The organism is Kitasatospora sp. NPDC001547 (assembly GCF_042894165.1).
In the GTDB taxonomy this organism is placed as follows: domain Bacteria; phylum Actinomycetota; class Actinomycetes; order Streptomycetales; family Streptomycetaceae; genus Kitasatospora.
The window spans coordinates 231,261-252,282 of the sequence record NZ_JBIAVL010000014.1; the positions used below are offsets into that span (position 1 = coordinate 231,261).

The 21,022-nt window shown below is 74.6% G+C and carries 18 protein-coding genes; 6 read left to right on the forward strand and 12 right to left on the reverse strand.

Annotation, left to right across the window (positions count from 1 at the left end; all coding sequences use genetic code 11):
- Nucleotides 1-169: 169 nt before the first annotated feature.
- From ACFY0X_RS25220 to ACFY0X_RS25260, 9 genes are all read right to left on the reverse strand, one after another.
- Nucleotides 170-1,417, reverse strand: coding sequence for a type III PLP-dependent enzyme (locus tag ACFY0X_RS25220; RefSeq protein WP_387757733.1), 1,248 nt, complete (start codon nucleotides 1,415-1,417; stop codon nucleotides 170-172).
- On the reverse strand, nucleotides 1,414-3,225 hold the full coding sequence (locus tag ACFY0X_RS25225; protein ID WP_387757734.1) for an IucA/IucC family protein: 1,812 nt from the start codon (nucleotides 3,223-3,225) through the stop codon (nucleotides 1,414-1,416). Before ACFY0X_RS25225 ends, ACFY0X_RS25220 begins: the two co-directional genes overlap by 4 nt.
- Nucleotides 3,222-4,445: an MFS transporter gene (locus ACFY0X_RS25230; protein WP_387757735.1), complete on the reverse strand. Its 1,224-nt coding sequence runs from the start codon at nucleotides 4,443-4,445 to the stop codon at nucleotides 3,222-3,224. Before ACFY0X_RS25230 ends, ACFY0X_RS25225 begins: the two co-directional genes overlap by 4 nt.
- Nucleotides 4,442-6,364 carry an IucA/IucC family protein gene (locus ACFY0X_RS25235; RefSeq protein WP_387757736.1) on the reverse strand — a complete coding sequence of 641 codons (1,923 nt, stop codon included), beginning with the start codon at nucleotides 6,362-6,364 and terminating at the stop codon, nucleotides 4,442-4,444. The genes ACFY0X_RS25230 and ACFY0X_RS25235 overlap by 4 nt, the downstream gene beginning before the upstream one ends.
- The gene (locus ACFY0X_RS25240; protein WP_387757738.1) at nucleotides 6,361-7,587 is read right to left on the reverse strand and encodes an acetyl-CoA carboxylase biotin carboxylase subunit family protein; all 1,227 of its coding nucleotides are present in this window, start codon (nucleotides 7,585-7,587) and stop codon (nucleotides 6,361-6,363) included. The genes ACFY0X_RS25235 and ACFY0X_RS25240 overlap by 4 nt, the downstream gene beginning before the upstream one ends.
- 97 nt (nucleotides 7,588-7,684) lie before the next feature.
- Entirely contained in the window at nucleotides 7,685-8,689 is a 1,005-nt protein-coding gene (locus ACFY0X_RS25245; RefSeq protein WP_387757739.1) for an ABC transporter substrate-binding protein, read from the reverse strand.
- A gap of 71 nt (nucleotides 8,690-8,760) precedes the next feature.
- Nucleotides 8,761-9,714 (reverse strand): ABC transporter ATP-binding protein, encoded by a 954-nt coding sequence (locus ACFY0X_RS25250; RefSeq protein WP_387757741.1) that lies wholly within the window; start codon nucleotides 9,712-9,714, stop codon nucleotides 8,761-8,763.
- The gene (locus ACFY0X_RS25255; RefSeq protein WP_387757743.1) at nucleotides 9,714-10,748 is read right to left on the reverse strand and encodes a FecCD family ABC transporter permease; all 1,035 of its coding nucleotides are present in this window, start codon (nucleotides 10,746-10,748) and stop codon (nucleotides 9,714-9,716) included. The genes ACFY0X_RS25250 and ACFY0X_RS25255 overlap by 1 nt, the downstream gene beginning before the upstream one ends.
- Nucleotides 10,745-11,722: a FecCD family ABC transporter permease gene (locus ACFY0X_RS25260; protein WP_387757790.1), complete on the reverse strand. Its 978-nt coding sequence runs from the start codon at nucleotides 11,720-11,722 to the stop codon at nucleotides 10,745-10,747. The genes ACFY0X_RS25255 and ACFY0X_RS25260 overlap by 4 nt, the downstream gene beginning before the upstream one ends.
- Before the next feature lie 227 nt (nucleotides 11,723-11,949).
- On the opposite strand from ACFY0X_RS25260, the gene ACFY0X_RS25265 reads away from it, so the two are divergent.
- Nucleotides 11,950-12,828: a (2Fe-2S)-binding protein gene (locus tag ACFY0X_RS25265; protein WP_387757745.1), complete on the forward strand. Its 879-nt coding sequence runs from the start codon at nucleotides 11,950-11,952 to the stop codon at nucleotides 12,826-12,828.
- A 148-nt stretch (nucleotides 12,829-12,976) separates the two neighbouring features.
- Here the strand turns inward: ACFY0X_RS25265 and ACFY0X_RS25270 are convergent, their stop codons facing one another.
- On the reverse strand, nucleotides 12,977-13,390 hold the full coding sequence (locus tag ACFY0X_RS25270) for a DUF6191 domain-containing protein (RefSeq protein WP_387757747.1): 414 nt from the start codon (nucleotides 13,388-13,390) through the stop codon (nucleotides 12,977-12,979).
- A 144-nt stretch (nucleotides 13,391-13,534) separates the two neighbouring features.
- Here ACFY0X_RS25270 and ACFY0X_RS25275 point away from each other — a divergent pair, with 144 nt between their 5' ends.
- From ACFY0X_RS25275 to ACFY0X_RS25295, 5 genes are all read left to right on the forward strand, one after another.
- On the forward strand, nucleotides 13,535-14,293 hold the full coding sequence (locus tag ACFY0X_RS25275) for a dienelactone hydrolase family protein (protein ID WP_387757749.1): 759 nt from the start codon (nucleotides 13,535-13,537) through the stop codon (nucleotides 14,291-14,293).
- 140 nt (nucleotides 14,294-14,433) lie between these two features.
- Complete coding sequence (locus ACFY0X_RS25280; RefSeq protein ID WP_387757751.1) at nucleotides 14,434-15,465, forward strand: alpha/beta fold hydrolase; 1,032 nt, start codon at nucleotides 14,434-14,436, stop codon at nucleotides 15,463-15,465.
- Nucleotides 15,466-15,579: 114 nt separating this feature from the next.
- Complete coding sequence (locus tag ACFY0X_RS25285) at nucleotides 15,580-17,664, forward strand: serine/threonine-protein kinase (protein ID WP_387757753.1); 2,085 nt, start codon at nucleotides 15,580-15,582, stop codon at nucleotides 17,662-17,664.
- Entirely contained in the window at nucleotides 17,661-17,843 is a 183-nt protein-coding gene (locus ACFY0X_RS25290) for a hypothetical protein (protein WP_387757755.1), read from the forward strand. The genes ACFY0X_RS25285 and ACFY0X_RS25290 overlap by 4 nt, the downstream gene beginning before the upstream one ends.
- Before the next feature lie 216 nt (nucleotides 17,844-18,059).
- Nucleotides 18,060-19,007, forward strand: coding sequence for a CPBP family intramembrane glutamic endopeptidase (locus tag ACFY0X_RS25295; RefSeq protein ID WP_387757757.1), 948 nt, complete (start codon nucleotides 18,060-18,062; stop codon nucleotides 19,005-19,007).
- Nucleotides 19,008-19,125: 118 nt separating this feature from the next.
- On the opposite strand, the gene ACFY0X_RS25300 is transcribed toward ACFY0X_RS25295, so the two are convergent.
- Nucleotides 19,126-20,124, reverse strand: a complete 999-nt coding sequence (locus ACFY0X_RS25300; protein ID WP_387757759.1) for an ABC transporter substrate-binding protein — start codon at nucleotides 20,122-20,124, stop codon at nucleotides 19,126-19,128.
- Between the two features lie 59 nt (nucleotides 20,125-20,183).
- Nucleotides 20,184-20,972: a MerR family transcriptional regulator gene (locus ACFY0X_RS25305; RefSeq protein WP_387757761.1), complete on the reverse strand. Its 789-nt coding sequence runs from the start codon at nucleotides 20,970-20,972 to the stop codon at nucleotides 20,184-20,186.
- Nucleotides 20,973-21,022 lie beyond the last annotated feature (50 nt).

Sequence of the window (21,022 nt, forward strand, 5' to 3'; positions counted from 1 at the left end):
CTCCCACGAGTGGCGGAAGGGGGCGGTGGTGGGCCGGGGGCGCGACGCCGGCCGCCGGCCGACGGCAGACAGATGACAGGAAACAGCTAACAGATGACAGATGACAGATTTCGAAATCTGTCATCTGTCATCCGTCGCCTGTCACCCATCGGCTGTCTGCGGCCGCCCGTCACTCCTGCGCCGCGCCCGGCCCGTCGCCGCCCAGGTAGTGGAAGCCCGGACGAGGGTGCATCAGGAACTCGTGGTGTGAGATGTTCCACGCGTACGCGCCCGCCATCGCGAACAGCACGCGGTCGCCCGACCGCAGGCCGTCCGCTCCCTCGGCGGCGTGGGCGAGCACGTCCTTCGGCGTGCAGAGCTGCCCGGCCAGGGTGGCGCGGCCGGTGGTGACGGCGGGACGCGGCCACGGGTGCGGCCAGGCGTCCACCGGGAGCACCGCGAAGGGCTGGGAGTGGCCCCGGGTCGCGGGCGTGCGCAGGTGGTGGGTGCCGCCGCGGACCACCGCGAAGTCCTCGCCGTGGCTCGCCTTCACGTCCAGCACCTCGGTCGCGTACCAGCCGCAGTAGGCGGTCAGCGCCCGGCCCGGCTCGATCCGCAGGGTCAGCCCCGGGTAGGCGTCGAGCAGCTTCGCCAGGCCCTCGCCGAAGGCGGTCCAGTCGAAGCGGGCGGACGGGTCCGCGTAGTCCACGGCCATCCCGCCGCCGATGTTGACCTCGGTCAGCGGGAAGCCGTGCCGCTCGGCCAGCGCGGCCGACCAGGCGACGATCCGGTCGGCGACCGACAGCTGCTCCGCCGCCGCGAGCCCGCTGGCCAGGTGGGCGTGCACGCCGCGCAGCCGCAGCTGCCGCCCCAGCGGAGCGCCGTCGGCGAGCAGCCGGACGCACTCCTCGGCCCGGTCCGGGTCCAGCCCGAACGGCGTCGGACGGCCGCCCATGGCGAGCGGCACCGCGTCGAGCGCCTCGGTCTCGACGGCCAGATTGACCCGCAGCAGCACGTCCACGACGGTGTCCGGCCGGTCCGCGAGGACGGCGGCCAGCCGGTGCAACTCCTGCTCGCTCTCGACGTGCCAGCGGTGCACCCCGGCGTCCACCGCCGCGGTGATCTCGGCCGGGGTCTTGCCGGGGCCGCCGAAGGCCAGCGGCGCGTCCGGCACGGCGGCCCGGACGTGGGCCAACTCGCCGCCGCTGGACACCTCGTAGCCGTCCACCGCCGCGCGCAGCGCGGTCAGCAGCGGCGCCTCCGGGTTGGCCTTGGCGGCGTAGTACAGCTCCACCCGTTCGGGCAGCGCGGCCCGGACGGCGGTGGCGTGCTCCCGCAGCGCGGCCAAGTCGTAGACGTAGGCGGGCAGTTCGTCGGGCGCGAGGCCGGCGGCGAGGCGGTGGACGGCCTCGGTCGGCCGGAGGGTCTCGGACGTCATCGGGCGGTGCTCCCGGCGGGAAGGCGGACGGGCGAACGGACGGGCATGCGGGCGGCCTCGGCGAGGACCGAGCCGGCCAGGGGGGAGGGCAGTCGGACGTAGCCGGCCTCGCGGTCGGCCTTGCGCTCCCAGCGGGTCAGCAGGTTGGCCTTGGCGGGCAGCGGGACGCCGGCGAGCAGCGCGCGCAGCCGGGGCGGGCAGCCGTGCGCGGCGGCGTACTCCTCCAGGGTGTCCCGGACGGCCTGCCAGAGTGCGCACTCCAGCTCGGGGTGCCGGTCGGCGAGCGCGGCGAGCAGCTCGGCGACGTGGTTGACCAGCAGGCAGTAGACCACCCGGTCCCAGCCGCGCTCCGCGTCGTAGGTCATCGGTCCGGCGACCTCGGGCGGGAGGGCGGCGAGGATGTCGGCGTTCTGCTCGGGGACGAGCTTGGTGCCCTCCAGGTCGCGGAAGAGCACCTGGACGGGGTGCCCGGCCCGGTCCACGCCGATCAGCACGTTCTGCAGGTGCGGTTCGAGCACCACGCCGTGGTCGAAGTACGCGGCCAGGACCGGCGGGACGAGCAGCCGCAGATAGGCGCGCCACCAGTCGAGCGCCGCCGCGGCGTCCGAACCCCCGTCCAGCAGACGGGAGATGTGGGCGGAGCTGGTCGGGTGTTCGTCGGCGACGGCGGCCGCGAGCAGCGGGGTGACTCCGGGCCGCAGCACGCCGCCGAAGCCCTCCCGGACGATCAGGCCGAAGCCCTCGAACAGTTCCCGGTCTGGGTGTCCGTCGGCGCCGGGCAGGGCGAGGGTGCGGAAGGCCGGTTCGCGCAGCATGGCCGAGTCGGGGAAGCGCCGGGCGAGGTCGGCCAGGGCCGGGGCGAGCAGCCGGGTGAGCGCGACGGCGCCGGTGAGCTCGTAGGCGGCGTTCTTGCGCAGGCAGTTGGTGATGCGGACGTTCAGGCTGAACTTGAGGAAGGCGTCGGCGCCGTGCAGGGTGCGCACCGAGGCGGTGGCGGTGAAGCGCTCGCCGCGCGGGCCGAGGTCGAGGACGTCGCCCCGGGCCAGGGCGGCGCGCAACAGCGGGTGGTCGCCGATGAGTTGGTACTGCCAGGGATGGGCGGGCAGCAGTCGGTAGCCGTCCGGCACCTCGCCGAGACCGTCCAGCAGGGCGGTCACGCTCCCGTCCAGCGACTCCTCGGCCAGCAGGTCGGAGCGGACGGCGAGGTGGCGCAGCGGGAAGGCGGCGCGGGACTCGGGGGCGTAGCTGCGCCAGTCGCCGCGGGCCGCGGAGCGGGACTTGGGGGCCGGGTGGAAGCGGTGGCCGAACAGCAGTGCCTGCTCGGACTCCAGGTAGCGGTCGGCCCCGGCGGCCGGTCGGCCGTCCAGGACTTGGCGGACGCCGTGGTGGCTGGACGCGACCTGGTCGAGGAACTCCTCGTTCACCGTGCCGGTCCGCAGCTCCAGCTCGTGCTGGACGTACTCGGCCAGCTCCCGCCAGCCCAACTCGGACCAGTCGCCGTCCCGTTCGACCTCGACCGGCCCGGTGAAGCGGTGTGCGCCGAGCAGCGAGGTGCGGCGCAGGGCGACCCGCAGCAGGGCGCCGCGGCGCGGCAGGCGCAGCAGCAGCCGGCCCTCGTCGGCGGCGGTCTGGTGCTCGGGTGCGGAGACCTCGCGTAGCAGGCAGTTCAGCAGGGTGTGGACCACTGCCTCGTCGGCGGTGGGCAGTTCGTCGGTTCCGCCCGATCGGTTGCCGGAATCCAGGGGCCGGCCGGTGGTGTCGCGGGGTTCGTCGGTCCTGGGCGAGTGGGCGGACTGCTCGGGGGTCATCGGCGACTCCAGCGCTGGCGGAGGGACGGAAGGGTGAGGGTGGTGGCCGCGACGGCGGCCAGCAGGGCGGCGGCGGTTCCGGCCACCACGGGGGCGGCGGCGCCGAACCGCCCGTTGGCCAGCGCGGCGACGGCGCCGGCGGCGACGGCGCCACCCTTGGAGACGAGTTCGAGGGTGCCGAACATCCGCCCGGGCTGGCGCCCCTGGGCGGCTCCGGCGGCGAGCACGGCGAGGCAGACCAGCCCCAGCGTGAGCCCGGCCCCGAGCAGCAGCCGGACGGCGACGAACACGGGCAGCGAGTACGCCACCGCGTGCCCGGCCAGGCCGAGCGCGACGAAGCCGAAGCCGAGCGCGATGCCGGTGTGCGGGCGGGAGTGGAACACGGTGTGGGTGCGGGCGGCGAACACCAGGTAGCACAGGTGCGGCAGGGCGAACAGCACGCCCGTCGTGGTGCCGTCCACGCCGGGCAGGCGCTGCTCGGCGAGGGCGATCAGGTAGGGGAAGGAGATGACCGTCGCGAAGACGAAGGCGAACTCGAAGGCGTAGAGCGGCAGCAGCGACACCGTGGCGGTCCGCTCGGCCGGCCGGCCGTCGGCGGCCGTCGCGGCCTCGGGACGCTCCGGCTCGGGCAGCAGGGAGAGGAACACCGCCGCGGCGAGCGGGAGTACGGCCATCACCAGGTACTGGCGGTGCGGGTCGATCCACGGGGAGAGCGCCCCGACCAGGATCGGCGCCGCCACCAGCGCCGCCCGCGCGCTGCCCTGCATCAGGGTGAGGGCTCGGGAGAGCCGGGGGCCGTCGAGTGCGGCGGCCAGGTAGCCGTTGGTGGCGGCGAAGGTGCCGCCGAGGAAGCCCTGGAGGACCAGCGCGAGGGTGAACGCGGTCAGGCTGTCGGCGGCCCCGGCCAGCAGGAAGGAGACGGTGAGCCCGAGTTGGGCGCGCAGCAGCAGGCGCTTGCGGCCGAACCGGTCGGCCAGTCGGCCCCACAGCGGTGCGCCGAGCGCGCTGAACACCGTCGGGACGATGTACAGCACACCGGCCCAGCGGGCCTCCTGGTCACCGAGCGCGGGCAGGATCGCGGTCAGGTAGGGCGGCAGGCCGAGCGCGGCGAAGGAGGCGACGAAGTAGCACGCCGCGACGGCGTGCACCTGGCGCCGGCCGAGGCCGCCGGATCGGTCGGCCGAGGGCTGCGACTGCTGCGGCAGGGTCTCCACGCTCACCGGGCGGTCCCGTCCGTGCGCCGCTGGTCGTGCGGGTGGTCTGACGGGTGGTCGAAGGCGGGCTCGCCCGGCTGCTCGCGCAGGTAGTTGGGCCCGCTGGTGTAGTGCTTGTTGATGTCGGCGGCGCCCGAGCGCTGCTTGCTCAGCAGTGTCCCGGCGGTGACCATGGCCTTGACCGGCAGCCGTTCGGCGTCCAGCAGCGCGGCCCGCAGCGGTTCGCCCACCGGGCCGAGCCGCTCCACGGCCTCCGCGGTGCGCTTGCGCAACAGGGCCAGGGTGTCTGCGCGTTCGGCCCGGCCGTGGTCGGCGAGGCCGAAGGCGAGGGCGCCGGTGCACAGGTGGCCGGTGATGGTGGCGAACAGGTCGGTGAGCGGCCGGTCGTCCTCGCCGAATATCCGCGCGTCGTCGAACTCCTCGCGGGCGGGCGCGAGTTCGCCGAGCGAGGCGGTCATCCGGGCGGTGTGCACGCGCGGTCCGTCGTCGTCCTTGTAGAGCAGCCGCAGGCCGTCCCGGTCGAGCACCAGGGAGGTGTTCTGCTGGTGCGACTCCAGGGCGACGCCATGGCCGAACAGCGTGGTCTGCCAGTCGAGCAGCAGCTCCAGCAGGGCGTCGTAGCAGGCCAGGACGTCGCCGCCGTAGTAGCGGTCGGCGAGGTGGTCGACGACCAGCCGGCCGCCGGGCGCGGGAGCCAGCAGGGCTGCCAGCGGAACGGTCGAGGCCTGCTCCAGTCCGGCCGGGTAGCGGCGCAGCAGGACGGCCAGCAGCTCGTGTCCGGCGTGCGCCCAGGACTGCTCGTCGGCGTGCAGGACGCGGCCGGCGAAGCGCGTTTCGCGCGCCAGCACGGCCTCGATCAGCCGCTGGCCGGCGGCGCCGTCCAGCAGCGTGCCGGGCTTGATGGTGCGGCGGTTGAGGCGGCCCAGGGTGGCGGTGGCGAGCGGGAGCTTGAGGTGGCAGGCGGGGTCGTCGGCGACGGCGACGGTGCGCATGGAAAGGGTCGGCACGACGGTCAGGTACGGCCGCTCGGCGAGTACCGCGCGGCCGGCCAGACCGGTGGCGGCCAGCGCCTCGTCCAGGGGTGCGCCGACGGTGAGCGGGTGGACCGGCAGGGTGGCCCAGCCCTCGCCGGGGCATTGGTCGGCGAGGCCCAGCCAGGCGGGGGTGGGCCACCAGCTCGGCAGTGGGCGGTCCCCGTGGACGGTCAGCGCGCCGGCCGGCACCGCCAGCCAGCGCAGCTCGAAGGGGGAGTGGAACTCCGGCGCGTAGGAGCGCAGTTGGGGCTCGGTGAGACCGGCGCGGCCGCGCGCGGTGGGGTAGACCGGGTGGTCGAGGTAGGCGGCCAGGGCGTCGTGGCCGAGGGCGGCGGCGAGGCCGGTCCAGTCGGCCGGGTCCGCGCCGTACAGGTCGGCGAGCCGCTCGTGCACCTCGGGGCGGACCCGCTCGTGCAGCTCCATGGTGGCGAGGGTCTGCCGGCACTCCTCGGCGAAGGCCGCCCAGCCGGGCCGGTCCTCGGGCTCGGCCGACTCGGCGAGCGCCGCGACGACGGTGTCCGGGCCGGTGAGCCGCCGACCGGCCAGCTCCAGCAGCGGCAGCCGGGCCGCGTACTCCGACTGGAAGCCCTCCGGCCGTACGGGCAGGGCGAGTCGAAGCTCGGGGACGGTCAGCCAGCGGCCGTCGGCGCGGTCCTCGACGGTGCCGCGGGTGCGCAGGCCGAGGACGTCCTCGCGCAGCAGGGCGGAGAGCACGCGCAGGGTGAGCTGGTCGGCCGCGGCCGACGGCCGCGCGGCGGTGGTGGCGGTCTGCCCGGGGGTGGCCGCCTGCCCGGTGGTGGTGGCGGTCTGCCCGGTCGTGATGAGGGGCTGCTCGGCGGGGCCCGCCGGGCGGGCCGCGGTCGCGGCCGTGGTCCGGTCTCCGGCGGTCATGGGGTGATCTCCCAGCGGTTGGCGGCGAGGAAACGGGCGGCGGCGGCGTCCACCGCGTCCTGGTCGGCGCCGATCGTCCAGACGACGCCCAGGTAGTCGCGGTTGGTGCGGTAGTGCTCATGGCGCTCGCCGAGCGGGCGCAGCGGGCGGTAGGCGAGCCGGACGCCGTCGCGCTCCTCGTCGTACGGACCGGGAGCGGCGGTGAGGACGCCGGCCCGGTCGGCGCAGACCACCTCGTTGCGGGCCCGGCGAGGGGTCGCGGCGCACCGCTCGGCGAGGTCGGCGGGCAGGCCGCGGCCCAGGTGGACCCCGAGGATCAGCTCGAACAGGGGTATGTCGAGGATCTCGGCCAGCATCAGGTCGCACTGGTCGCCGAGGGCGCGGTAGTTGACCTCGATGATGCGGGCGCGGCCGTCCGGCTGGACGACGAACTCGGTGTGGCAGACGCCGAATCCGACGCCGAGCGCGTCGAGTTGGGCGAGCACCTGGTCGACCACGGGCCGCGGGTGGGCCGGGACGAAGGTGAGCACCTCCTCGATGAAGTCCGGCGGCGGGGAGAGCCGGGTGCGGAAGCCGCCGAGGACGTGCCGTCGGCGGCCGTCGCCGAGGGTCTCCAGGGTGCACAGCTGCCCGGCCAGGAACTCCTCGACCACCAGGGTGGCGCCGGCTCTGCGGTGCTGGATCTCCTTGCAGCGCTGGGCGAGTTCGGCGGCGTCGGCGACCAGGGTGACGTCCTCGCTGGCCACCCCCTCGCGGGGCTTGACCACGCAGGGGAACGGCACGTCCAGCTCGGCCGGGTCCTGGCCGGGGGCCAGCTCGGCGGAGCGGACGGTGTCCAGGCCGGTCAACGCGAGGTGGCGGCGCAGCTGGCCCTTGTCCTTGGCGCGCAGCGCGGCCTTCCAGTCCTTGGCCGGCAGGCCGAAGTACTCGGCGGCCAGCGCGGTCTGGGTCTGGAGGTGGTCGCTGTTGCTGAACACCGCGTCGGGCGCGTGGTCCGGGGCGGCGAGGGCGAGGCGGGAGACGAGGCTGATGACGGCGCGGAAGTCGCGGACGTCGCACTCCAGGACCTCGGGTGCGGGAAAGGCCAGCTCGGCGTAGGCCCGTCGGTGGGCGTCGGCGCCGTCGGTCAGGACGGTGACGTCGAGCCCGAGCCGGGCGGCGGCGGGCAGGAAGCCGGAGGTGACGGAGTCGGTGGGGTTGAGCGCGAGCAGGTAGAGCCGCATGGAGGAACCTCGGAGGGTGGCGGAGGAGAGAGGGCGAACAGATGACAGTGGACAACTTTCGAAATCTGTCAGCTGTTCGCCCCCCGGCTGTCGACGGTTACTTGGGCGCTTCCACGCCGGCGGCCTTGGCGATGTCGCCGAGCATCGCGTCGGCGGCCTGGACGCCGATGCCGGACATCCAGGTCTCGTCCGGGACGTTGAACACCTTGTTGTTCTTGACCGCGTTCAGGCCCTGCCAGACCGGGGTCTGCTGGACCTCGCTCTCCTTGGTCTTGCTCGGGTCGTCGGCGGTGGTGACGAACACCAGGTCCGCGTCGGCCTGGTTGATCTGCTCGGCGCTGACCTCGACGATGTTCTGCTCCACGTCCTGCGAGGCCGGACGGGCCAGGCCGACGTCCTTGAGCACCACGCCGCTGTAGGAGGACTTGGCGTACAGGCGGGTCGGGCCGGCCACGAAGCGGACCACCGAGGCCGTCGGCATGGTCCCGTTGTTCTTCGCCTTGATCGCCTCGCCGAGCTTCTTCGCCCGCGCCTCGTAGTCGGCCAGCGCCTTCTTGGCGTCGTCCTCCTTGCCGAGCGCCTGGGCGTACAGCGCGAGGTTCTCCTTCCACGGGAAGCCCGTGGTCTCGGCCAGCACGGTCGGGGCGATCGCGTTCAGCTGGTCGTACACCTTGGCGTGGCGGACCTTGGAGGAGAGGATCAGGTCGGGCTTGAGGGAGGCGATCAGCTCCAGGTTCGGCTCGTTCATCGGGCCGACGTCCTTGGTGTCCTTGATCTTGTCCTTGAGGTAGTTCGGGAACCCGCCCTCGGTCTTCATGTGCGGGGACACCGCGCCGACCGGCGTGATGCCGAGCAGCGTGACGTCGTCCAGCTCACCGCTGTCCAGGACCACGACGCGCTTGGGCTGGCTCTTGATCTGGGCCGTCCCGGCGGCGTGCTTGACGCTGCGCGGGAAACCGGCGGTGGTGCCGGCCGAGGCGGAGGAAGCGGACGACGCGGAGTCGCCGCCCGACTTGGCGCCGTCCCCGTTGCTGCCGCAGGCGGCGAGCAGGGTGGTCGAGAGGGCGACGGCGAGGACGGCGACAGGGAGTCGGCGATTCATCGGGGTTCCTTGGATCGGGTCGAACAGGGGGACGGGATGGGGGAGTTCGGCAGTCGGTGAGGGCGATGAGGTCACATGCCGGACGGGGTGGCGCCGCCGCGTCGGCGCGCCCGCGGCACGACCAGCGGTGTGCCGGTCTCCGGGTCGGGCACGACCCGGCACGGCACCTGGAAGACGCTCTCCACCAGGTCCGCCGTCAGCACCTCCGACGGCGGCCCGGCGGCCGCGAGCCGGCCGTCCTTGAGCACGACCAGGTGGTCGGCGTACCGGGCGGCCTGGCCGAGGTCGTGCAGCACCATCACGACGGTGCGCCCTGCCTCGGCGTGCAGGTCGGCGACCAGGTCGAGGACGTCCAGCTGGTGGCGCAGGTCCAGGAAGGTGGTCGGCTCGTCCAGCAGCAGCAGGTCGGTCTCCTGGGCGAGCGCGAGCGCGATCCAGACCCGCTGGCGCTGCCCGCCGGAGAGCCGGTCCACCTGGCGGTCGCGCAGCTCGGCGGTGCCGGTGCGCTCCAGCGCCTCCTCGACCGCGGCCTGGTCCGCCTTGGACCACGGGCTGAGCATCCGCTGGTGCGGGTAGCGCCCGAGGCGCACCAGCGCCTCGACGGTGACGGCCTCCGGGGTGACGGGCTGCTGCGGCAGCAGGCCCATCCGCCTGGCGAGCGCCCGGGCGGGCATCCGGTGGATGTCGGAGCCGTCCAGGGTGACCGTCCCGGCGGCCGGGTCGAGCAGCCGGACCAGTCCGCGCAGCAGCGTGGACTTGCCGCAGGCGTTCGGCCCGACGATCGCGGTGACGGCGTTGCCGGGCAGTTCGAGGTCCAGCCCGTCCACGATGGCCCGGTCGCCGTAGCGCAGGCCGAGGCCCCGGGTGGCGAGCCGGTTCGCGGCGGCACCGGTGGCAGCGCCCGCCGCCGTACCGGTGGTCGTACCGGCAGCCGTACCGGAGACCGCGGCGGTCCCGGTGGACTCGGTGGCCCCGGCCGTCCCGGCCGCGCCGGGGGTCCCGGTGGTCGTCTCGACGGAGGTCATCAGCTGCTCCTCTGGGGAAGCCGGCCCTGGCGGATCATCAGCACCAGGAGCCAGGGCGCGCCGAGGGTGGCGGTGACGGCACCGACCGGCAGGCCGTGGACGGGGATCACGTGCAGCACGAGGAGGTCGGCGGAGAGCAGCAGCACGGCGCCGGTGAGCGCGGTGAGGCCGAGCGTGCCGAGGGTGGGCGGCCCGGCGAGCAGCCGGACCAGGTGCGGGACGGCGAGCGCGACGAACGCGACCGGCCCGGTGAGCGCGGCGGCCAGCGAGGCCAGCGTGATGGTGAGCAGCAGCAGCCAGATCCGGTCCCGGGCCGGGTTGAGGCCGAGGCCGCCGGCCGAGTCGTCGCCGAGGTCGAGCACCGCGACCCGCCGCTGGCAGAGCAGCAGGGCGGTGGTGGTCAGCGCGATGGCGGTGCCGCCGATCCACACCTCCGTCCAGTTGCGGCCGTAGAGCGAGCCGGTGGTCCACTGGAGCGCGGAGGAGGCCAGTTCGGCCGGGAACCGTACGATCATCAGATTCACGGCGGCGGCCAGGCCCTGCTGGACCGCCAGGCCGACCAGCACCAGGCGGGTGACGGCCATCTTGGAGCGCCAGGCGAAGCCGCCGAGCAGCAGCGCCGCGAGCAGCCCGCCACCCACCGCGGCCAGCGGGATCAGCTGCTGGGAGGCGCCGGCGGCGAGCATCAGCGCCGCGCCGAAGGAGGCGCCGCCGGTGATGCCGATGGTGTCGGGGGCGGCCAGCGGGTTGCGGAACAGCCGCTGGAGCATCGAGCCGGCCACCGCCAGCCCGGCGCCCGCGATCAGCGCCGAGAACACCCGGGGCGCCCGGAACTGCTGCACCACCAGGACGTCCCCGGGCTCGCCCTGGCCGACCAGGGCGAGCAGCGCGTCCCAGGCGGAGATGCTGAGCCGTCCGGTGCCGAGCGCGATCCCGGTCAGCAGCACCAGCAGCGCGGCGGCCACCAGCGACCAGACGGCGGTACGGGTCCGGCGGCGGGCGAGGGCCCGTACGGGCAGGGCGAGCGTGCTCACTTGGCCACCTTCCGGGCCAGCACCGCGAGCAGCGGCGCACCGAGGAACGCGGTGACGATGCCGACCTCGATCTCGGACGGGCGGACCACCAGCCGGCCGAGGACGTCGGCGGTGAGCAGCAGCACCGGGCCGGTGATCAGGCAGCCGGGCAGCAGCCAGCGGTGGTCGTTGCCGAGCAGCGGACGGACCAGGTGAGGGGCGGCCAGTCCGATGAACGCCACCGGTCCGGCGACGGCGACCGCGCCGCCCGCGAGCAGTACGACGGCGAGTCCGCCGACCACCCGGATCCGGGCCACCGGCACGCCCAGCGCCTGCGCGGTCTCGTCGCCGAGCGCCAGCGCGTTCAGTGCGGGCGCGATGGCGAGCGCGCCGACCAGGCCGAGTGCGAGGAAGGGCAGGACGGGGGTGAGGGTGTCCAGGTGCCGCCCGGCGATCGAGCCGGCCAGCCAGAACCGGGCCTCGTCCAGGGTGCGGTGACTGGCCAGCATCAGCGAGGAGGTCCAGGAGGTGAGCACAACGGTGAGCACGGTGCCGCCGAGCGCCAGCCGGACCGGGTCGAGGTCTCCACCGCGCCGGGACATCGCGTACGCGGCGACGGCGGCGACCGCCGCGCCGGCGAAGGCGAACCAGACGTACTCGACCGTCCGGGAGAGGTCCAGCGTGTAGATCGCGGCGACCACGAAGAGGCTCGCCCCGGCGTTGATGCCGAGGGTGATCGGGGAGGCCAGCGGATTGCGGGTGACGCCCTGGGCGACCGCCCCGGCGACGCCGAGCGCGGCCCCGACCGCCAGTCCGATGAGCGTGCGCGGGACCCGAAGGCCCGTCACCACATCGGCGTCACCGCCGTGGGCGGCACCGGTGAGGGCGTCGATCACGGTGGAGAGCGGGATGGATCGGGAGCCCAGCGCAAGGCTCAGGGCGGCACACAGCACGAGCGCGCACGCGCCGGCGAGCAGCAGCAGGGGCTGCCGGATCGCCGGGGAGCGGGGCGGCGCCGGGGCTGTGGGGGCCGGCGGGTCGGTTCTCAGCACGAAGAGACATCTTAGGTTAGGTTTACCTAATCTCGTCAAGCTTTTGGTCGGTTCGACCGATTGGACCGATGAACCGACCGGTGGGGTCGGGGGGTCGCCGGTTGCCGTGATGCATTGTAAGGTGAGCCTCACCTTAATCGATCATGTGGAATCGATCTACGGGAGTGTCAATGGTTCCCGGAACACCCCTGTCCGTCGCGCACTCCGGGGCTGCCGCGTCCGTCGCGGCCCCCGCGCCGGTGGGGCCCGCCGCGGACTGCGTGCCCGTCGGGCCCGCCGCGTCCTCGGTGCTGGTCGCCGACTACCGGCGGCTGCTGGAGCTGTGCCCGGTGCTGGAGCTGCGTCTGCTCGACGCCGCCGAGCCCGACCCGTGCGCCGCCGACGGCTGGTACTCCGGAACCGAACTCGCCACCGACGAACGGGCACTGGCCGCCGTCCTGGCCGGTGAGGAGGCCCGCATCGCCGACGAGCACGGCCGCGCCCCCCGACCGCACGTCACCGCCTCCCGGCTGCTCCACCACTACGCCTGGTCGGCCTGCCTGCTGATCGCCGGCCCCTGGCACCTCGCCCGCCGGGTCCCCGCCGTCGACCCCGGCGACCTCTGGCTGCACGCCCCCACCGGCGACCTCGCGCTGCGCCCGCGCGGGCACGTCACCCTGCCCGGCGACGACGAACTGCGCGCCGAACTGCGGACGGCCGTGGTCGCGCACCTCGGACCGGTGCTCACCGCGTTCGCCGGCCCCACCCGACGCCGCGACCGCGCGCTCTGGGGCATGGTGACGGACGACCTGGCCTCCGCCATCTGGTACCTCGGTCGGATGCTCGGCGAGGAGGACGCCTCCGTCGCCGCCGCCGAGTCGGTCCTGCCCGGCGGCACCCTGCCGCTGCCCGGCGGCGCCGACTTCCGCCGGCTGCACACCCCCGACGGGCGCGCCCACCAGACCCGCACCCGGCTCGGCTGCTGCCTCTACTACGCGGTCGGGCCGGCGGCGACCGCGTGCCTGACCTGCCCGCGGACCTCCGACGAGGAGCGGCTGCGACGGCTCTGACGGCTCTCATGGCTCTGACGGCTCGTTCACAGCCCCGCCGCGGCAGCATGTCTCCCGTCCGTCGGCCGGAGGAGGCCGGCGGCACCCGGGGCGAGCCCCACACCCCGTACCGGGGCGAGCACGGCGCGACGACGGCCGACCCGGACGGCTACCGGTCGGTGCTCCGCTCCCGCGCCCGGGGCGCCTGAGCCTCCGTCTCCCCGGGCGCCCGGCCGGCCGTGACCGTGGCGCCGTCCGCGCGCGGCGCGGGGCCGGGCATACGGCCCGCGGCGCCGCCGGGCAGCACCGCCAAACCCCGGTCCAGGTCCACGCCGAACCGCGGCGGCGCTCCGGCCCGCGCGTCGTCCCGCAGCACGAGCCGCTCCCGTTCCTGCTCGACCTGCACCTGCTTGCCCGGGCTGAACAGCGCGTGCAGCTCCTCCAGCCCGCCGACGCCCAGCCCGGTCCCCGGCCCGCGTTGCCGCGGTCGCGACGAGGACTCGTCCTCGACCTGCCACACCGCCAGCAGCACCATCCCCAGCACCGCCACGACCACCGCCGCCACACCCACGATCCAGCCCATGCCCGTTCAACGGGGCCGCGGGGCCGCGGCGTTCCCCACGCGAACCGCGGACGCGGGGTGGGCGCGGTGCGACGAAAAGCGCGTGGGCGGGGGCGGACCCACCGGATACGCTGCCGGACGACACCGATAAGGAGCGCCCTCACCATGCCCGTGCGCGGAACCCTCGTGGACATCCCGACGGCGGACGGCACCGCCGACACCTACCTCGCCCACCCCGACGACGGCCGGGCCCACCCGGGCGTCATCCTCTACATGGACGCCTTCGGGCTCCGTCCGCACCTGGAGCGGATGGCCGACCGGCTGGCCGCGGCCGGGTACACCGTGCTCGTCCCCAACGCCTTCTACCGCGGCGGCCGCGCGCCGGTCGTCGAACTGCCGGAACTCATCGACGTGGAGCGGGCCGACGAACTCTTCGCCCGGATCGTCCCGCTGCTCGACGAACTCACCCCGGAGGCGGCGACCCGCGACGCGGACGCGTACTTGCACTGGCTCGCCGACTCCCCGCTGGTCCAGGACGGCCCGGTCGGCCTGACCGGCTACTGCCTCGGGGCCCGGCTGGCGCTGTACACGGCCGCCGGCCACCCGGACCGGATCGCCGTCGCGGCCGGATTCCACGGCGGCGGCCTCGCCACCGACAGCCCCGACAGCCCGCACCTGGGCGCCGACCGGATCACCGCCGAGCTGTACTTCGGCCACGCGGACGGTGACCCGTCGCTGCCGCCCGAGCAGATCGACCGGCTCGCCGCGGCCCTCGCCGCCGCCGGTGTCCGGTACCGGGCGGAGGTCTACACCGGCGCCCCGCACGGCTACACCCAGGCCGACACCACCCGTTACGACGCGGCGGCCGCCGAGCGGCACTGGGACGCGCTGCTCGGCGTGCTGAAGCGGACGCTGCCGGCCTGAGGGCCTGAGGGCCTGACGGCCTGCTGATCGGCCGGCCTGTTGACCGGCCGGCCCGCTGAGGTGTTGACCGGCCAGCTCGCAGGCCGTGCGGAACCGGGCTCCGGGGGAGGGGCCGGACGACCGATCCAGGGGGATCGCTCATGAACACCAGTCGGAGCGAACGGAGGGCGCTCGCCGGGCCGGGCCTGCGGAGCGTCCAGGAGGCCATCGCGCGGGCGCTCGGCGAGCACCTGCCCGGCGGCGTGCGCGGCGGTGAACTCGACTGCGGCGGACTCGAGGGCGGCGGACTCGAGGGCGGCGGACTCGAGGGCGGCGGATTCGAGGGCGGGGAGCCGGGCCCAGACGAACTCGAATGCGGGGGAAGGGCGTTGCGCTGGGTGGAGGCCGGCCGGGGCGGCGCCGTGCCGGTGGTCCTGATCGCGGGTTGCGGCACCACGGCGCTCACCTGGTCGGCCGTCCTGCCCGAACTCGCCCGGTACGGACGGGTGGTGGCGTACGACCGGGCCGGGCTCGGCGCCAGCGCACCCGGGCGTGCCACCGCCCCGACCCTGGACGGTCAGATCGCCGACCTGGCCGCCCTGGTGCGGCACCTGGACGCGGGACCGGCCCTGCTGGTCGGGCACAGCTGGGGCGGCCAGCTGGCCCAACTCCTCGCCTGGCAGCGGCCGGAGCTGGTGGCCGGGCTGGTGCTGGTCGACCCCGGGCACGAGGAGTTCCAGCCGCGGTCCATCCGGGTCGCCGAGGCCGTACTGACCCGGTTGTGGCTGCTCCGGACCGGGCCGGCACGGGTGTCGCCGCCGTCGACGACGCCCGGAGCGGCGGGGCCGCTCGACCGGGCCGAGGCGGCCGTGATCGCGTACCGGCACCAATGGCGGGCCGTTCTCGCCGAGCTGCGAATGGCGGCCCTCGCGGCACCCGAGATCCGGCGGCGCCGTGCTGCCGCGCGGCCGCTCGCGATGCCGGTGGCGGTCCTGAGCGCGACCCGGGGCCTGCCCGGGCCGATGCGCCGCCGCTGGACCGCGCTGCAGGCATGCGTGGCGAGGAGTGCCGTCCGGGCGACGCACGGCACCGTCCACGGCGCCGGTCACGTCATCCAGGCCGACCGGCCCAGGGCGGTCGTCGCGGCCGTCCGAGAAGTTGCGGATCACGCCCGATACTTCCTCAAGGTCTGACAATTCGTGCTCAATTCCTTTTCGGACCTGGGCTGCTGAGCCCGCGACACCCTCTGGCACACTGTGTGCCGATGACCCGTCGGGGCGGGGCACGGAACACGGGGGAGCAGGGGTATGAGCGGGGCGGGCACCGTGCTCGGCGGCCGGTACGAGCTGGTCGAGAAGATCGGTGGCGGCGCGATGGGCTCGGTCTGGAAGGCCGAGGACACCGTGCTGGCACGGCAGGTCGCGGTCAAGATCCTCCGCTCGGAGCTGCTGGAGGACGACACCTCGGCCCAGCGCTTCCGCCGCGAGGCCCAGCTGGTCGCCGCGGTCGACCACCCCGGCGTGGTGGGCGTCCACGACTACGGCGAGAGCGGCGGCGACGGCGAGGAACGCTGCGCCTACATCGTCATGGAGCTGATCGACGGCCGTCCGCTGGACCGGGTGCTCACGGACACCGGCCCGATGACCGTCGAGCGCGCCCTCGACCTGGTGGCCGGCGCCCTGGACGCGCTGCACGCCGCGCACCGGCGGGAGATCGTGCACCGGGATATCAAGCCGTCCAACCTGATGGTGCGCGCCGACGGACGGGTGGCCATCACCGACTTCGGCATCGCCCGGGCGCTCGCCAGCACCAAGCTCACCGCGCCGTTCGCGATCATCGGCACCGCGCTCTACATGTCCCCGGAGCAGGCCGAGGGAGCGAACCTCGGGCCGGTCACCGACCTCTACTCGATCGGCGTGGTCTGCTACGAACTGCTGGTCGGCGAGCCGCCGTACTCCGGTGACGGGCCGCTCCAGATCGCGCTCAAGCACGTCAACCAGCCGGTGCCGGAACTGCCGGACACCTTCCCGGCGCCGGTGCGGGCGCTGGTCGCCCGGGCGCTCGCCAAGAAGCCCGAGGAGCGGTACGCGGACGCCGCCGAGATGGCGGCGGCGGCCCGTGCGGCGGCCCGTGCGGCGCGCGCGGGGGTCGACGGTCCGGTCGGCGAGCCGGGGCCCGCGGAGATCGGTGCGGCAGACAGCGGGACCATCCCGCTCCGGCCCCGCGCCGGTGCTGCGGCTGACGGCGGTGCGGCGGTGGGCGGGGCGGCTGGCGACGGGGCGGTTGGCGGCGGTGCGGCCGAGGGCGGTGCGGCGAAGCCGGCCAAGGGCGGCGCCGTGGACCTGGCCAAGGGCGGTGCCGCGGAGCCCGCCGCGGCGGGGGCCGTGGTGGCACCCGCGGGCGGCACCCCGGCACCGGACGAGGTCGCGAAGGTGGAGCCGCAGGCGCAGACCGAGCCCGGCCGCCGACGGACGCGGCGCACCCTGCTGGTGCCCGTCGTCATCCCCGTCGTCATCTCGATGGGCACGGCGACCGTGCTCCTGATCGACCGCGGCGCCGGCAACTCCGATGCCGCCCAGCCGCCCGCCGCCCAGCCGACCGTGGTGGTCACCGCCCCCGTGAACCCGGGCGCCGCCACCTCGGCGCCCGCGGCCACCACCGCGCCCGCCGCCCCGGCGCCGACCGACACCCCGGCGGCCACCCCGGGCCCGGACCAGCAGACGCCCGGCGCCGCCCAGAACCAGCCGCAGGTGCCGGTCCCTCCGGTCCCGACCGCGGGTCAGGGCGGCAACGGCGTGAGCGGCGGATCGGGCGGCAGCCGGACCGGCGGCACGGGCACCGGTACGGCCGCGGGCGGGTCGTCGGCCGGTCAGGCGAACCAGCCAGGCGGTGGCAACCCGCCCAACCCGCCCGCCAACCAGAACCCGCAGCCCCCGGCCCAGACCACCGGCGGCGGCACCACCACCGCCCCGCAGAGCCCGAGCCGGCCCGCGTCCTGCGGCGGCACCAGCTGGAGCACCATCGTCAGCGTGAAGGACGGCCGCGCGATCGGGATGCGCGACGACAACCTGAACGGCGACAACCCGATCGTGGTCGGCGGCCACGCGCAGTACGGCTGGGTGCGTTCGACCAACCCCGGCGCATGGATCCTCTTCAACGCCTGCAACAACGGCGGCCCGCAGATGGTCCAGACGATGGACGGGAAGGTCACCCTGAGCGGTGGCTTCAGCTTCCTCACCAACTGGAGCGTCCGTACCGGGAGCTCGGCCGGCTCCTACACCCTCGCCGACTACCAGGGCCAGAGCTGCATGACCAACAACGGCCCCGGCGGCGCGGTCACGATGGTCACCTGCACCCCCGGCAACACCGCCCAGGAGTGGCGCTTCCAGTGAACGGTGGCCGGCCGGGCCGCGCCCACGCCGTTCCCGCCCCCAGCGTGGAGTCCAATGCCGTCGCCGCCGCCTGGTCGGCCGCCAACGTGAACGGAACGGGCTCCCGGGCACTGGTGGGCGGTCGGCGGGAGTACGGCGGGGGCGACGGTGAGCGGACCACCGTCGCCCCGGCCGTGTGAGGTCTGACGATACGTCAATTCCTGCCCCGCTGCAGCTTCCGCGGTGGTTCGCGGGACGCAGGGTGACGGTCGGTGGGGCGCGGGGCGCGCACGAGCACCTCCAGTGGGCCCTTGTCCACCCAGAAAACTCGACCATCGGCGTGGTAGCGGACAACTCCCTGGAGCGGAAGTGCACTTGGTTACGGGGTGAGCCTTCGGGTCCGTAGCGTGCTCGGCATGACACGACCCACCCAGCCGACGCCATCGACGCGGCTCACGCAACCGACGCCGACCCTGCCGGGCGCCGTCCGGCGACGCGGCCTGCTGGTCTACCTGGTGCTCGCCTACGCCGGAATGTGGGCGGCCATGACGCCGCTGCTCGCTGACGGATACCGGCGCTCCGACGCCCGGGAGGAGGTCGGCACGCTGGAGCAACTCTGCATCGCGGCCGCCATGTTGGCCCCGGCGCTGGCGGCGCTGCTCGTGGTCCGCTTCGTCGAGCGCGGCGGCGCGGTACGGGAGGCGCTCGCGCTGCGCATGCCGCGGCCACGGGCCCGCGCGGTTCGGGCCCTCCTGCTGCCGCTCGGGGTCATCGGTGGGCTGACCGCCGCGACACTGGTGCTCGGCGCACTGGTGGGCGGCTACCCGTTCGCCGGCTTCGGCTTGTTGGACGCGGGCCGGGTCGGGTCGTGGGCGGTCCAGGGGCTGATCGGGATGGTGCTCTCGCTGCCGCTGTTCTTCGGCGAGGAGATCGGCTGGCAGGGCTTCCTCTTCCCCCGGTTGCTGCAGTTCGGGGGCGGTACGGCGGGACTGGTGCGGGCCTACCTGCTCACCGGTACGGCCTTCGCGCTCTGGCACCTGCCGACCCTGCTGATGGGCGGGCAGTACCCGGGGCGACCCTGGTACCTGGCGGTGCCCGCGCTGACGGTGAGCTGCGTGCTCGTCCTGCCGGTCTTCACCTGGCTGAGGCTGCGCTCGGGGTCGGTCGTCCCGGCGGTGCTGGCACACGCCTTCGCCAGCAGCATGAGCGTGTCGATGGTCCGGGAGTTCGCGGCCCCGGGCGCCGAGCTGGACCCGCTCACCATGTCGCTGGCGGGCTGGCCCGGGTGGATCGTCCTCGGCGGGTTCGTGGTCTTCCTCGCGGGCACCGGGCGGCTGCGGCCGGGGCGGTACGCGCGGGGGTGACGGGCGGTGGGGCGTGGCAGATGACAGGTGACAGATTTCATCATCTGTCATCTGTCATCTGTCATCTGTTCGCTGAAAGCCGTCGACTGTCATTTGTTCGGCGCCTTGGCGCCGCCCCTCACCCGCCCGCCGGAGCCAGGTCCCTGCGGATCTCGTCCAGGATCAGCCCGGCCCCGCTGTAGCCGATGCCGAGCATCCACAGGTTGTCGTCCACCCGGAACACCCGCCCGCTGCGCACGGCGTCCAGGTTCCTCCAGAGCGCCCCCTCGGTGATCTTGCCCTGGTCGGACTTGGCCGCGTCCCCGTACACCGAGTAGAAGATGACGTCGGCCGCCGCCTGGTCCACCTGCTCGGGGCTGATCTCCATGGAGAAGCCGGGCTTGTCCTGGTTGGCGGGCCGCCCGAGGCCGAGGTCCTTGAACAGCGAGCCGACGAAGGTGTCGTTCAGGTAGAGCCTGGTCGGCGCGCCCGCCAGGAAGCGGGCCATCTCGACCCGGGTGGCCGCCGCCCTGGCCGGACCGCCGAGCGCGGTGACCAGGTCCCGCAGCTTCGCCCGGTACGCCGCGTCCGCCGCGTCGGCCTCGGCCTGGCGGCCCAGCGCCTCGGCGTGCAGTCGGACGTTCTCCTTCCAGGTCGGCCCGGTGGTCCCGGAGAGCACCGTCGGCGCGATCTTCGAGAGTTGGTCGTACCGCTTGTCGTCGCGGACCTGGTTGCTCAGGATGAGGTCCGGCCGCAGTGCCGCGATCGCCTCCAGGCTGGGCTGCCCGATGGCCCCGACGGGCTTCGTCCCTGCCAGCCGCTCGGCGGGCAGATACGTGGGGAAGGACGCGCCCGCGGCGACGGTGGTCGCGCCGACCGGGCTGAGGCCGAGGGTGACCGCCGAGTCCAGCGCGTCGGTGTCCAGGACCACCACCCGGCTCGCCCGCGCCGGCACGGTGCTCTCGCCACGCGCGTGCCGGACCGTCCGGCTGCCGCCCGTGCCGCCCGTGCCGGACGAACCGGCGCCCGAACCGCCGCTCGGCGCCGTGGCGCCGGACCCGCAGGCGGCGAGCGCGAGCCCCGGGGCGAGTCCGGCGGCGAGGCCGAGCGCGGCGCGGCGGCTGAGCGGTCGGGGCATCGGCGGCACCTCCAACGTACGGGCGGGGCGCCGGAATCCCTGCCCGCACGGCGGCCCGCCTACGCCTCGGAACCGTTCTCCCGTCGCTGGCGCAGGAGTTCCGCGTACTCGGCGTGCACCCGCCGGTCCATCGCGAGGGTGAACTGGGCGTCCGCGACCGTCCGTGCCAGCGGCCGGACCCGCATGATGCGCTCGGTGAGCCGGGCCGCCGTGCCGGGCGGGAGCGGGGTGTCGGCGGCCAGCGCGCTGAGCAGGTGCTCGCTGACCACCTCGATGAAGATCTCGGCGATGGCGTCCACGTGCTCCCGGGTCCGCCGGCTCGCCTCCAGCACCGCCGCGAGCGGCACCCCCTCCGCCACCAGCTCGGTGGTGGCCTCCATCAGCCGGCGGCTGACGTGGGTGATGCCGTGCTCCTCGACGGTGATGTAGCCCTGGGCGATCGATTCGGCGGTGTTCTCCTCGGTGAGCTGGTCGCCGAAGGCGGCCCTCAGCTCCTCCCAGTCCAGGCGCACCGGGGTCTCGTCGGACCACGGCGCGACGATCGCCGCCTCCAGCCCGATCAGCTCGGCGACGTCCCGACCGCTCTCGCCGGCGCCGATCAGCTCGGCGATGCCGCCCAGGGTGTGGCCGCGTTCGAGGAGTTCGGCGATCATCCGCAGCCGAGCCAGGTGCTCCTCGCCGTACCAGGCGATCCGGCCCTCCCGGCGGGGCGGCTGCAGCAGTTTGCGCTCGCGGTAGAAGCGCAGGGTGCGGGTGGTGATGCCGGCGGCTTCGGCCAGTTCCTCCACCCGGTACTCGCGTTTTCTGTCGCCCGCAGCAGCTCTGACCTTGTCCACGGCGATCAGCATAGGACCGCCGGCTCGGAAGGCTCCCCGAACCGGAGCCGTCGTGCTTCTTC